The organism is Stenotrophomonas sp. PAMC25021 (genome assembly GCF_004795795.1).
GTDB classification, from domain to species: Bacteria; Pseudomonadota; Gammaproteobacteria; order Xanthomonadales; family Xanthomonadaceae; genus Stenotrophomonas; species Stenotrophomonas muris.
In genome coordinates this window covers 4,670,237-4,682,676 of the sequence record NZ_CP039255.1, presented here as the reverse complement: position 1 = coordinate 4,682,676, position 12,440 = coordinate 4,670,237, and the positions used below count along the sequence as shown (strand labels likewise).

The following is a 12,440-nucleotide window of genomic DNA, read 5'->3' as shown; positions in this document are numbered from 1 at the left end:
GGCGTGGCGTGGACCCAAAAAAAGCCCGGTGGCCAGCCGGGCTTGAACCCATCCTGGGGGAGGGGAGGAATCAGGCCGCGTCGAGACTGGCGCGACGGGTCTGGGCCTTGATCAGGCGATCCATGGTGCGCAGCGAGCGGTCGCCGAGTGCAAGGGCGGAATCGACCCATACCTTGGTGATCTCCAGCAGTTCGTCGTAGCTGACCGGCTGGGCGATGGCGCGTGCGGCATTCATCGCCAGATAGGACTGCGGCGTGCGCTGCTGCTGGCGGATCAGTTCCTCGACCGCCGCCCGGCCTTCGCCCTTCTTCACCAGCACGTCGACCACGCCCATGGCATGCATCTCCTCGGCACTGTAGACCCGGCCGTCGAGGATGATCTTCTCGGCCAGGTGGGGGGACACGCGCCGGCACAGGAAGGAGTACGCACCCATGCCCGGGAACAGGCCGAACAGCACCTCCGGCAGGCCCAGTCCGCTGCCTTCCTCGGCGACGATGGTGTGGCAGGCCAGGGCCATTTCCAGGCCGCCGCCGAGGGCGTCACCCTGGATCAGCGCGATCGAACGGACATCGCCACCGAACCCGGTATGCAGGTGGTGCACGCCCTCCACGCAGCGCTGGGCGTAATTCAGCAGGAGGTCGCGGTTGCCTTCGCGGATCAGGCGGGTGAACAGGTCCAGGTCGCCGCCCAGATTGTAGGCGACGGCATCGGAGGCCAGCACGAAATGCCGCAATGTCCCGTTGTGGCGTTCGGCAGGGCTGCGGGTGATGGCCGCCATGTAGCTCCACATTTCGTCGAGCATGTCCTTGCGGCAGCAGGGACGGATCCCGGTGGCGGCATCGGCGTGCATGAACAGCCAGTGGGCAGCGCCGTCGGCGCTGTCTTCGGTACGGATGGTGGCGAACGGTGAGCCGCTTGAAGGCAGCTTTTCGATGGTACTCATGGAAGGGTCCTCGGCATGCGGCCCGCAGTGTCAGGTGGGTGGCCGGCGGGCCGAACGGTCCACACACGCGGCGATGCTACACCGCCTCAGCGGCGTCGCATGCGAAAGGGCCCGGGACGTTTCCGCCCCGGGCCCTGCACTGTCCAGATTGCCGCAAACCCTTACTGGGCGGGCGTATCGCGGAGTTCGCGACGGAGGATCTTGCCGACGTTGGTCTTCGGCAGCTCCTTTCGGAATTCAACGATTTTGGGGTGCTTGTAGCCGGTCAGGTTGGCCCGGGCATGCTCCTTGACCATTTCGGCGGTCAGGTTCGGGTCCTTCTTCACGATGACCACCTTCACCACCTCGCCGGACTTGTCGTCCGGGACGCCGACCGCGGCCACTTCCAGCACGCCCGGCATCATCGCGATCACGTCCTCGACTTCGTTCGGGTACACGTTGAAGCCGGACACCAGGATCATGTCCTTCTTGCGGTCGACGATGTAGAAGAAGCCGTGTTCGTCCATCTTGGCCATGTCGCCGGTATGCAGCCAGCCGTCCGCGTCGATGGCCTTGGCCGTTTCCTCCGGGCGCTGCCAGTAGCCCTTCATCACCTGCGGGCCCTTGATGCAGAGCTCGCCGACCTCGCCCAGCGGCAGGATGGCACTGTTGTCATCCTTGATGCAGGCATCGGTGGAGGGGATCGGCAGGCCGATCGAGCCGTTGTACTCGGTCAGGGTAAGCGGGTTGATGCAGGCTGCCGGCGAGGTCTCAGTCAGGCCATAGGCCTCGACCAGGGTCACGCCGGTGACCTTCTTCCAGCGCTCGGCGACGGCGCGCTGCACCGCCATGCCGCCGCCCAGGGTGACCTTCAGCGAGGAGAAGTCGACCGTGTCGAAACCGGGGGTGTTGAGCAGGCCGTTGAACAGCGTGTTGACGCCGGTGATGGCGGTGAAACGCACCGACTTGAGCTCCTTGACGAAGCCCTTCATGTCGCGCGGGTTGGTGATCAGGTGATTGCAGCCACCGAACTTCATGAAGACCAGCCCGTTCGCGGTCAGCGCGAAGATGTGGTACAGCGGCAGGGCGGTGATGATCCACTCCTTGCCCATCTCGATGCCGGACGCACTGATCCAGGCCGAGGCCTGCTGCATGTTGGCGATCAGGTTGCGGTTGGTCAGCATCGCGCCCTTGGCCACGCCGGTGGTGCCGCCGGTGTACTGCAGGAACGCGATGTCGTCGTGGTCGATCTCGACCTTGGGCAGGCTGTGGCGGCTGCCGAGCTTGAGCGCCTGGCGGAAGCGCACCGCGCCCTTGAGATGGTAGTTGGGCACCATCTTCTTGATGTACTTCAGCACGAAGTTGACGATCACGCCCTTGGCGCCGAGCAGGTCGCCCAGGCCGGTGGTGACCACATGCTTGACCGGCGTATCGGCGATGACCTGCTCGACGGTGTCGCCGAAGTTGTCGACCACCACCAGCGCGGTCACGCCGGCATCGACCAGCTGGTGCTTGAGCTCGCGGGCGGTGTACAGCGGGTTGACGTTGACCACGGTCAGGCCGGCGCGCAGCACGCCGAAGGTGGCCACCGGGTACTGCAGGCAGTTGGGCATCATCAGGGCGACGCGGTCACCCTTCTTGAGCTTGAGCTCACCGAGCAGGTAGGCCGCGAACTGTTCGACCAGCGCGTCGGTCTCGCCGTAGGTGAGGACCTTGCCGAAGCTGGAGTAGGCGGGACGGTCGCGGAATTTCGCGACGGAAGCGTCGAAGACCGAAGCTACCGAATGGAACTCGTTGACGTCGATCTCGGCGGGAACGCCTTTCGGATAGCTCTGCAGCCAGGGACGATCCAGACTCATATTCCCCCTCCAGGAATCGTGATGTATTAGGTCCGGCCCTGAGCGTATCGACAACGGCCGGTCATTGCAGCATACCCCGCCGTAGGGAAAACGCGAAGAGGCCCCGAAGAGCCTCCTTGCTGGGTAGTGCCGGCCGCTGGCCGGCATCTGCGCTGGACGGACCATACGATGGATGCCGGCCAGCGGCCGGCACTACCGTGGCCCCAAGCGGGCCGGCTGCGTCAACCCTGCTTGCGAACGGGTGCGCCGTTGGCCTTGTAGTACGGCGCGGTGCTACGGGCGAGCGGGGTGCGGCCGCGGATCACGTCGGCCAGCTTCTCGGCCATCATGATGGTCGGCGCGTTGAGGTTGCCGGTCACCACCTGCGGCATGATCGAGGCATCGACGATGCGCAGGCCTTCCAGCCCGTGTACGCGGCCTTGGCCATCGACCACCGCCATCGGATCGTCGGCATGGCCCATCTTGTTCGAGCACGACGGGTGATAGGCAGTCTCGGCGTGCTCGCGCACGAACGCATCGATCTGCGCGTCGGTCTGCAGCGCGCTTCCCGGCGAGATCTCGCGGCCGCTGTACGGGGCCAGCGCCGGCTGCGCGAAGATCTCGCGGGTGATGCGGATCGCCGCACGGAACTCGCGCCAGTCCTGGTCGTGCGACATGTAGTTGAACAGGATGCTCGGATGTTCGCGCGGGTCCTTCGAGCGCACGTGGATGCGGCCGCGGCTGGGTGAGCGCATCGAACCGACGTGCATCTGGAAGCTGTGCGCCTTGATCGGGTTGGAGCCGTTGTAATTGATCGCCACCGGCAGGAAGTGGTACTGCAGGTTCGGCCAGTCGAATTCGGCGTCGCTGCGGATGAAGCCACCGGCCTCGAACTGGTTGCTGGCGCCGATGCCGGTGCCCAGGAACAGCCACTCGGCACCGATCGCCGGCTGGTTGTACAGCTTCAGTGCCGGCGCCAGCGACACCGGCTTCTTGCACTCGTACTGCAGGTACATCTCAAGGTGGTCCTGCAGGTTGGCGCCGACGCCCGGCAGGTGGTGCACCAGGTCGATGTCCAGGCTGCGCAGCAGGTCGGCCGGGCCGACGCCCGAGCGCTGCAGGATCTGCGGCGAGGCGATGGCGCCGCCGCACAGCAGCACTTCGCGGCGGGCGGTGGCGCGCTGCGGCTGGTCGCTGTGCAGCCACTGCACGCCCACGGCGCGCTTGCCCGAGAACAGGATGCGGTCGGTCAGCGCGTGGGTGACGATGGTCAGGTTCGGGCGCGGCTTGGCCAGGTCCAGGTAGCCGCGGGCGGTGCTGGAACGACGGCCCTTCGGGGTCACCGTGCGGTCCATCGGGCCGAAACCTTCCTGCTGGTAGCCGTTGAGGTCGTCGGTGCGCGGGTAGCCGGCCTGCACGCCGGCTTCGACCATCGCAGCGAACAGCTCGTTGTTGCCGGCCTTCGGCGTGGTAACGCGCAGCGGGCCGTCGCCACCGTGGTAGTCATTGGGGCCGATATCACGGGTTTCGGCCTTGCGGAAGTAGGGCAGGCAGTCCAGGTAGGTCCAGTCTTCCAGGCCCGGCATGCTGGCCCAGTTGTCATAGTCCATCGCGTTGCCGCGGATGTAGCACATGCCGTTGATCAGCGACGAGCCGCCCAGGCCCTTGCCGCGGCCGCAGTCCATGCGGCGGTTGTTCATGAAGGGCTCCGGATCGGTCTTGTACGCCCAGTTGTAGCGCTTGCCCTGCAGTGGGAAGGCCAGTGCCGCCGGCATCTGGGTACGGAAGTCGAGCCGGTAGTCCGGGCCACCGGCTTCCAGCAGCAGCACGCTGACATCGGCATCTTCGGTGAGGCGGGTAGCCAGCACGTTGCCGGCCGAACCGGCGCCGATGATGATGTAGTCGTACTCGTTGTGGGTGCTCATGGGTGTCTCCTGCAGGCCGGGGCGCGCTGCATGCAGGCGTCCCGGCGGGATGTCGGATCGGCGCGGTGGCCGGACGATGGGGCGTGCTGGCGGCGCGCCGGTCAGAACACGCTGGCGTAGTCGCCCAGCTCGACCTGCACCGACTTGATGCGGGTGTAGTGGCCGAGGGTCGAGATGCCGTTCTCGCGGCCGACGCCGGATTCCTTGTAGCCACCGACGGGCATTTCGGCCGGCGATTCGCCCCAGGTGTTGATCCAGCAGATGCCGGCTTCCAGGCGGTGGATGATGCGGTGGGCGCGGCTGACGTCCTTGCTGACCACGCCGGCGGCGAGGCCGAAGGTGGTGTCGTTGGCACGACGCACCACTTCGTCTTCGTCGTCGTAGGCGAGGATGCTCATCACCGGCCCGAAGATCTCTTCCCGGACAATCGTCATGTCATCGCGGCAGTCGGAGAACACGGTCGGCAGCACGTACGCGCCATTGGCCAGCGCGCCTTCGGTGGCACGGCCGCCGCCGGTCAGCAGGCGGGCGCCTTCGGCCTTGCCGCTTTCGATGTAGCGCAGCACGTTTTCCATGTGCGGGAAGCTGGTCAGCGGGCCGAAGTTGGTCTCGGCGGCCATCGGGTCGCCGATGCGGATGCGCTTGACGCGCTCGACAACGGCGGCCTCGAACGCGGCCAGCATGCTGCGCGGCACGAACACGCGAGTGCCGTTGGTGCAGACCTGGCCGGAGCTGAAGAAGTTGGCCATCACCGCGATGTCGGCGGCGCGGTCCAGATCGGCGTCATCGCAGATCACCAGCGGCGACTTGCCGCCCAGCTCCATGGTCACTTCCTTCAGCGACGAGGACGCCGCGCTGGCCATGACCTTCTTGCCGGTGGCGACGCCGCCGGTGAAGGAAATCTTCTCGATCACCGGGTGCTCGGTCAGCCACTGCCCGATCTCGCGGCCCGGGCCCTGCACGACGTTGAACACGCCGGCCGGCACGCCGGCTTCGGTGTAGATCTCGGCCAGCCGGATCGCGGTCAACGGGGTCACTTCGGACGGCTTGAACACCATCGCATTGCCGGCGGCCAGGGCCGGGGCCGACTTCCACATGGCGATCTGGATCGGGTAGTTCCAGGCGCCGATGCCGGCCACCACGCCCAGCGGTTCGCGGCGGGTGTAGAAGAAGCTCGATTCGCGCAGCGGCAGCTGGATGCCTTCGATGGCGGTGGCCAGGCCAGCGTAGTACTCGACCACGTCGGCGCCGGTGACGATGTCCACGGTGGTGGTCTCGGCCAGCGCCTTGCCGGTGTCCAGGGTTTCCAGGTGGGCCAGTTCGTCGTTGCGCTCGCGCAGGAGCTCGACGGCGCGGCGCAGGATGCGCGAGCGCTCCATGGCCGTCATCGCGGCCCACACCTTCTGGCCTTCGGCCGCGCTCTGCACGGCGCGCTCGACGTCGGCCTGGCTGGCAACCTGCACTTCGGCGATCACCTCACCGGTGGCCGGGTTGACGGTCTTGAAGGTCTTGCCGCTGGTGGCATCGACGCGCTGGCCGTGGATGTAGAGCTGTTGGACGGGCAGGGTGGTCATGGGGCGTACTCCTTGGAAGGGGGCGGGTGCTGAAGCGCTTATAGCGCGGCAGCCTGCAACTGGAAGTCGATGTAGCCGTAGGCGATGCGCCGCGACTTGTCGGCGTTGAACTGGCCGCCGACCAGGCTGCCACGCAGCCACAGGCCGTCGATCATCGCGGCCAGGCCACGGGCGGCCAGGCGGGCCTGCGGGTGGGGCAGCAGGCGGTTGAACTGGTGGCACAGGTTGGAGAACAGGCGCTGGTCGTTGGCGCGCTGCAGCCGGGCCAGTTCCGGCTGGTGCATGCTGGCGGCCCAGAACGTGAGCCAGACGCGCATTGCCGTACCGTTGATCTGGCTGTCGTCGAAGTTGCCATCGACGATGGCACGCAACTGCTCGCGGGGGTCATCGCTGGCCTCGGCGCGGTAGCGGGCGACGGCGTCCTTCAGTTCGCGCAGGATCTGCCGCATTGCAGCATTGAGCAGGCCGTCCTTGTCGCCAAAGTAGTGGGCGACGATGCCGCTGGACAGCCCTGCCTTCTTCGCGATGGTGGCGACGGTCGCGTCGGCCATGCCGATCTCGTCGATGGTCTGGAAAGTGGCCCGGATCAGCTGTTCGCGCCGTACCGGTTCCACGCCTTTCTTCGGCATTGTCTCTCCACGGATTGCGACCCGAAGGATCGGCTGCCCGCCATTATGCTTTTTATTGATTGAACGTTCAATCAATAAACCCTAGGATGCGCTCGCGCCCCACGCCATGGGCCCGGTTTACCGGTCCGGCCCCGCCCATGTGCTCCCCCGGACTGATGAGACGATCCCATGTCTTCCCTGGCTCATCCCAAGCGTTCGCCCCTGCGCTTGAACCGTTTTGTCTTTCTCAGCTCCTCGGTGTCGATCGGCATCCTCGGGCTGCTCACCGTTCTCTATCCCGAAGGCAGCGAGCACTGGCTGCAATGGGCGCAGGCCGAGGTGTCGGCCGCGTTCGGCTGGTGGTACATGCTGCTGATCGTGCTGTGCCTGGGCTTCGTGCTGTGGCTGGCGTTCTCGCCGTATGGCCGCATCCGCCTGGGCCACAACGAGGAGTCACCGGCGTTTGGCTACGTTGCCTGGGTCTCGATGCTGTTCTCGGCCGGCATCGGCATCGCGCTGCTGTACTACGGTGCCTACGAGCCGCTGGACCATTTCCTGCATCCGCCCGGGCAACCCGGCGGGACCGTGGCCGCCGGCCGCGAAGCGATGGTGCTGACCTTCCTGCACTGGGGCCTGCACGGCTGGGCGCTGTACGCGCTGGTCGGCGTGGCGCTGGGCTACTTCGCGTACCGCCGCGACCTGCCGCTGGCGCTGCGCTCGGCCCTGTACCCGATCTTCGGTGAGCGCATCCACGGCCGCATCGGCGACATGGTCGATGGTTTCGGCATCCTGGCCACGCTGATCTCGATGGTGACCAACCTCGGCATCGGCGCGCTGGTGGTGCAGTCCGGCCTGGTCTACCTGTTCCACATCCCGGATACGCCGCAGGTGCTGGTGGCCATCGTGCTGGTGATGATGGTGGTGGCCACCATCGGCGTGGTCGCCGGTGTGGAAAAGGGCATTGCCTGGCTGTCCAACCTCAACGTGCGCCTGCTGTGTGGCCTGCTGCTGTTCGTGCTGGTCACCGGCCCGACCCTGCACCTGTTCGACGGCCTGATCCAGAACACCGGCGATTACCTTGGCGCGTTCGTGCGCAAGAGCTTCGACATGTACCTCAACGACCCGAAGGGCCGTGAGTGGATGGGCTCGTGGACGCTGTTCTACTGGGCCTGGTGGATCGCCTGGGCGCCGTTCGTCGGCCTTTTCGTGGCGCGCATCTCGCGCGGCCGCACCATCCGCGAAGTGATCATGGGCGTGCTGCTGATCCCGCTCGGCTTCACCCTGGCCTGGCTGTCGATCTTCGGCAACACCGCCATCGACCTGGTGCTCAACCACGGCCAGGCGATCCTGGGTGAGGTGGCCCAGCACGATGCGGCGATGACGCTGTTCAAGCTGCTGGAATACCTGCCCGGCGCGCCGTACGTTGCCGGTGCGGCGGTGGTGATCGGCTTCGTGCTGTTCCTGACCCCGGTCGACTCGGGCACGCTGATGATCGCCAACCTGTGCACCCGTCGCGTTGACGATGGTGTGGAAGACGGCCATGACGCGCCGATCTGGCTGCGCGTGTTCTGGGCGGCCGGCATTACCGTGGCCAGCGTCGGCCTGCTGCTGGCCGGCAATTTCAGTGCGATGCAGACGGCGGTGGTGCTGTGTGGCCTGCCGTTCTCGTTCACCCTGGCGTTCTACATGTGGGGCCTGCTGAAGGCGCTGCGCACCGACCCGGACGCACCCCGCCGCTGAGCGCGTCTGTAGAGCCGAGCCCATGCTCGGCTGCTGTTGGCGCAGAAGCAGCCGAGCGCAGGCTCGGCTCTACAGGGGGGGCATCGCAGACGGAAAGGGCCGGACCCGCAAGGATCCGGCCCTTTTCCGTTACTTGGCTGCCAGCTGGCGCAGCACGTACTGCAGCAGGCCGCCATGACGGAAGTACTCGACTTCCTTCGGGGTCAGCAGCATCACCGAGACCTCGAAGGTCTTCTTCGTGCCATCGGCCTTGGTCGCGGTGACCGTGGCGCGCTTGCTGGCACCGTCCTGCAGGCCGGTGATGTCGATCACTTCCGAGCCGTCCAGGCCCAGGCTCTGCGCGTTCTCGCCGTTGCGGAACTGCAGCGGCAGCACGCCCATGCCGACCAGGTTGGAGCGGTGGATGCGCTCGAAGCTTTCGGCGATGACCGCCTTCACCCCCAGCAGCAGGGTGCCCTTGGCCGCCCAGTCGCGCGACGAACCGGTGCCGTATTCCTTGCCGGCCAGCACCACCAGCGGCACCTTGTCGGCCTTGTACTTCATGGCCGCATCGTAGATCGCCAGCTTCTCCGGCTGGCCACCACCGGCGGGGTAGTACAGGGTGTTGCCGCCTTCCTCGCCACCGAACATCAGGTTCTTGATGCGGATGTTGGCGAAGGTGCCGCGGACCATGACGTCGTCGTTGCCGCGGCGGCTGCCGTAGCTGTTGAAGTCGGCCGGCTGCACGCCGCGTTCCTGCAGGAAGCGGCCCGCCGGCGAGTCCTTCTTGATGTTGCCGGCCGGGGAGATGTGGTCGGTGGTGATCGAATCGCCGAACAGGCCCATCACGCGTGCGCCGTGCACGTCGTCGATGCTGCCGGTCTGCATGGTCATGCCATCGAAGTACGGCGGGTTCTTGATGTAGGTGGAGGCATCGCTCCACGCGTACAGGTTGCCGTCCGGCGAGGCGATGGTGTTCCAGCGGGTGTCGCCCTTGAACACGTCGGCGTAGTTCTGCTTGAACATCTCCGGGCCGATGGTGGCGGCGATGACATCGCCGATTTCCTTGTTGCTCGGCCAGATGTCGCGCAGGAACACCGGCTGGCCATCGCTGCCGGTGCCCAGCGGCTGGGTGGTCAGGTCGATGTCGGTGGTGCCGGCGATGGCATAGGCCACCACCAGCGGCGGGCTTGCCAGGTAGTTCATCTTCACTTCGGGGTGCACGCGACCCTCGAAGTTGCGGTTGCCCGACAGCACCGAGGTGACCACCAGGTCGCCGGTGGCGATGCCGGCGCTGACTTCGGTCGGCAGCGGGCCGGAGTTGCCGATGCAGGTGGTGCAGCCGTAGCCGACCACGTAGAAGCCGATCTTCTCCAGCTCCTTCAGCACGCCGGCCTTTTCCAGGTAGTCCGTGACCACGCGCGAGCCCGGCCCGAGCGAGGTCTTCACCCACGGCTGGCGGTTCAGGCCCTTGGCGGCCGCATTGCGGGCCAGCAGGCCGGCACCGATCATCACCGCCGGGTTGGAGGTATTGGTGCAGGAGGTGATGGCGGCGATGACCACCGCGCCATCCTTCAGCCGCACCTTGCGGCCTTCGATCTCGATGTCGGCGAAGCCCTTGGCCAGCTGCTCGTTGCCGACCGCCGCGCCGCCGCCTTCATTGACGAACGAGGAAACATCATCACTGCGCTTGTCGCGGTTGCTGGTCATGCCAACCAGTGCTTCGCGGTAGTTCTTCTGCACGTCCTCCAGCAGCACGCGGTCCTGCGGACGCTTCGGGCCGGCCAGCGACGGCTTCACCGTGCCCATGTCCAGTTCCAGCGTGGTGCTGTACTGGGCATGCGGGCTGCCCGGTTCGTGCCACAGGCCCTGTGCCTTGGCATAGGCTTCGACCAGGTCGATCTGCTCTTCGCTGCGGCCGGACAGGCGCAGGTAGTTCAGCGATTCGGCGTCGATCGGGAAGATGCCGCAGGTGGCGCCGTACTCCGGGGCCATGTTGCCGATGGTGGCTCGGTCGGCCAGCGGCAGGTGCTGCAGGCCGTCACCGTAGAACTCGACGAACTTGCCGACGACGCCCAGCTTGCGCAGCATCTGGGTGACGGTCAGCACCAGGTCCGTAGCGGTGGCACCCTCGGGCAGCTTGCCGGTCAGCTTGAAGCCGACCACCTGCGGAATCAGCATCGACGACGGTTGGCCGAGCATGGCGGCCTCGGCTTCGATGCCGCCCACGCCCCAGCCAAGCACGCCGATGCCGTTGATCATGGTGGTGTGGCTGTCGGTACCGAACACGGTATCGGGGTAGGCGACCGCCTTGCCGTCCCTGTCGGCGGTCATCACTACGCGGGCCAGGTTCTCCAGGTTTACCTGGTGGACGATGCCGGTGTTCGGCGGCACCACCTTGAAGTTGTCGAAGGCCTTCTGGCCCCAGCGCAGGAAGCCGTAGCGTTCCTGGTTGCGCTGGAACTCGATCTTGCCGTTGAGGTCCAGCGCGTCCGGCTTGCCGAACACATCGACCTGCACCGAGTGGTCGATGACCAGTTCGGAGGGGATCTGCGGGTTGATCTGCTCCGGCGAGCCGCCCAGCTTGACGACCGCGTCGCGCATCGCGGCCAGGTCGACCACGCAGGGCACGCCGGTGAAGTCCTGCAGGACCACGCGCGCCGGCATGAAGGCGATCTCGGTGTCCGGCTCGGCCGCCGGGTTCCAGCGGGCCACGGCTTCGATGTGGTCCTTGCCGACGGTGATACCGCCGTCCTCGTGCCGGAGCAGGTTCTCCAGCAGGATCTTCATCGAGTAGGGCAGGTGGGAGATATCGAAGCGCTGGCCCAGCGTGGGCAGGCTGAAGTAGTCGTAGGTCTTGCCGCCGACGTTCAGCTGGCTGCGGGTGGAGAACGAATCGCTCATGCGGGGTAACTCCTTCTTGCGGATGGCTTGCAGTGGCCCGCGCATGGGCGGGCCTGCTTGCGGTCGCCGCGGGCCTGACGGCCCCGGTCGTCCCAGTATGAACCTCAGACTGAATGGATTCATCCGGGCCGGGTTCCGGCCTGCGGCAGCGGTTCCAGACTACAGGGGAAGGTGTATGGCGTATGTCACGTTTGTGGCCGATCCTTTGCGAGGCAAGGGCTGGCGGGGCGCCGGTCCTGTTCAGGGTGGAAGTATGCCCGGGGAAGTATGTATAATTTGTGCATACTCTGGAGGGCCTACCGATGGAAGCCACTGTTGCAGAACGCGGACAGATCACCCTGCCCAAGGCGGTGCGTGATGCCCTCGGCCTGACCAAGGGCACGCTGCTGAAGGTCGAGCTGGACGGCAGCCGCATCATCCTGCGCAAGAGTGTTGACGATGCGATTTCACGGGCGCGCGGCAAGTTTGCGCTGGACGGCTTCGAATCGTCCGACGCAGCGGTACGCGCGGTGCGTGACGAGGAATAAGCCGTGATGATCGCCGTCGATTCACCGGTGCTGGTCGAGCTGCTCAGCAATGGTCCGCAGGCCGATGCCGTGGAAGCCATCCTCCGGCAGAGCCTGGTCGGTGGCCGCGTGGTGGTCTGTGGCGCGACCCTGGCCGAGGTCTGCGCATCGCTGCGCGGCGGCGCCGAGGTGCTCGAAGCGCTGGAAGAAATGGGCGTGCACTTCAACCCGATGGAAGCCAAGTCGGCGCTGCGCGCCGGCGAGATGCACCGCCGTCATCGCCAGCGTGGCGGCAGCCGCCGCAGCCTGGACGAATTCATGGTCGGCGCCCACGCACTGCTGCAGTGTGACGGCCTGATCACCTGGAACGACACGTTTTACCGCGACTACTTCAAGGGCCTGAAGCTGATCGTGCCGCACGCCTGAGCCCACTTTGTTATTTCA

The 12,440-nt window shown here is 66.2% G+C and carries 9 protein-coding genes; 3 read left to right on the top strand and 6 right to left on the bottom strand.

The features are described from left to right. Window positions 1-70 precede the first annotated feature (70 nt). The 5 genes from E5790_RS21695 to betI all read right to left on the bottom strand — a co-directional run bounded on the left by E5790_RS21695 (window position 71) and on the right by betI (window position 6,888). Window positions 71-943 (bottom strand): crotonase/enoyl-CoA hydratase family protein, encoded by an 873-nt coding sequence (locus tag E5790_RS21695; RefSeq protein ID WP_014647007.1) that lies wholly within the window; start codon window positions 941-943, stop codon window positions 71-73. Window positions 944-1,104: 161 nt separating this feature from the next. Then, on the bottom strand, window positions 1,105-2,781 hold the full coding sequence (locus E5790_RS21690) for a long-chain fatty acid--CoA ligase (RefSeq protein WP_014647008.1): 1,677 nt from the start codon (window positions 2,779-2,781) through the stop codon (window positions 1,105-1,107). Between the two features lie 221 nt (window positions 2,782-3,002). Further along, complete coding sequence (betA, locus tag E5790_RS21685; protein WP_014647009.1) at window positions 3,003-4,685, bottom strand: choline dehydrogenase; 1,683 nt, start codon at window positions 4,683-4,685, stop codon at window positions 3,003-3,005. Window positions 4,686-4,786: 101 nt separating this feature from the next. Further along, entirely contained in the window at window positions 4,787-6,259 is a 1,473-nt protein-coding gene (gene betB / locus E5790_RS21680) for a betaine-aldehyde dehydrogenase (protein ID WP_014647010.1), read from the bottom strand. 38 nt (window positions 6,260-6,297) lie between these two features. Next, window positions 6,298-6,888: a transcriptional regulator BetI gene (betI, locus tag E5790_RS21675; protein WP_014647011.1), complete on the bottom strand. Its 591-nt coding sequence runs from the start codon at window positions 6,886-6,888 to the stop codon at window positions 6,298-6,300. 168 nt (window positions 6,889-7,056) lie between these two features. Between betI and E5790_RS21670 the strand changes: the two genes are divergently transcribed. Continuing rightward, the gene (locus E5790_RS21670) at window positions 7,057-8,607 is read left to right on the top strand and encodes a BCCT family transporter (protein ID WP_014647012.1); all 1,551 of its coding nucleotides are present in this window, start codon (window positions 7,057-7,059) and stop codon (window positions 8,605-8,607) included. A 129-nt stretch (window positions 8,608-8,736) separates the two neighbouring features. Here E5790_RS21670 and acnA read toward each other — a convergent pair whose 3' ends face one another. Continuing rightward, entirely contained in the window at window positions 8,737-11,490 is a 2,754-nt protein-coding gene (acnA, locus tag E5790_RS21665; RefSeq protein ID WP_111206959.1) for an aconitate hydratase AcnA, read from the bottom strand. A gap of 302 nt (window positions 11,491-11,792) precedes the next feature. Here acnA and E5790_RS21660 point away from each other — a divergent pair, with 302 nt between their 5' ends. Together E5790_RS21660 and E5790_RS21655 are read left to right on the top strand one after the other, a co-directional pair. Further along, the gene (locus E5790_RS21660; protein WP_005409505.1) at window positions 11,793-12,017 is read left to right on the top strand and encodes an AbrB/MazE/SpoVT family DNA-binding domain-containing protein; all 225 of its coding nucleotides are present in this window, start codon (window positions 11,793-11,795) and stop codon (window positions 12,015-12,017) included. A gap of 6 nt (window positions 12,018-12,023) precedes the next feature. After that, window positions 12,024-12,422 (top strand): type II toxin-antitoxin system VapC family toxin, encoded by a 399-nt coding sequence (locus E5790_RS21655; RefSeq protein WP_005416402.1) that lies wholly within the window; start codon window positions 12,024-12,026, stop codon window positions 12,420-12,422. The last annotated feature ends 18 nt before the right edge of the window (window positions 12,423-12,440 follow it).

Coding starts and splice junctions, on each gene's coding strand:
- E5790_RS21695 (WP_014647007.1), bottom strand. CDS start 943: ATGAGTACCATCGAAAAGCTGCCTTCAAGCGGCTCACCGTTCGCCACC.
- E5790_RS21690 (WP_014647008.1), bottom strand. CDS start 2,781: ATGAGTCTGGATCGTCCCTGGCTGCAGAGCTATCCGAAAGGCGTTCCC.
- betA (WP_014647009.1), bottom strand. CDS start 4,685: ATGAGCACCCACAACGAGTACGACTACATCATCATCGGCGCCGGTTCG.
- betB (WP_014647010.1), bottom strand. CDS start 6,259: ATGACCACCCTGCCCGTCCAACAGCTCTACATCCACGGCCAGCGCGTC.
- betI (WP_014647011.1), bottom strand. CDS start 6,888: ATGCCGAAGAAAGGCGTGGAACCGGTACGGCGCGAACAGCTGATCCGG.
- E5790_RS21670 (WP_014647012.1), top strand. CDS start 7,057: ATGTCTTCCCTGGCTCATCCCAAGCGTTCGCCCCTGCGCTTGAACCGT.
- acnA (WP_111206959.1), bottom strand. CDS start 11,490: ATGAGCGATTCGTTCTCCACCCGCAGCCAGCTGAACGTCGGCGGCAAG.
- E5790_RS21660 (WP_005409505.1), top strand. CDS start 11,793: ATGGAAGCCACTGTTGCAGAACGCGGACAGATCACCCTGCCCAAGGCG.
- E5790_RS21655 (WP_005416402.1), top strand. CDS start 12,024: ATGATCGCCGTCGATTCACCGGTGCTGGTCGAGCTGCTCAGCAATGGT.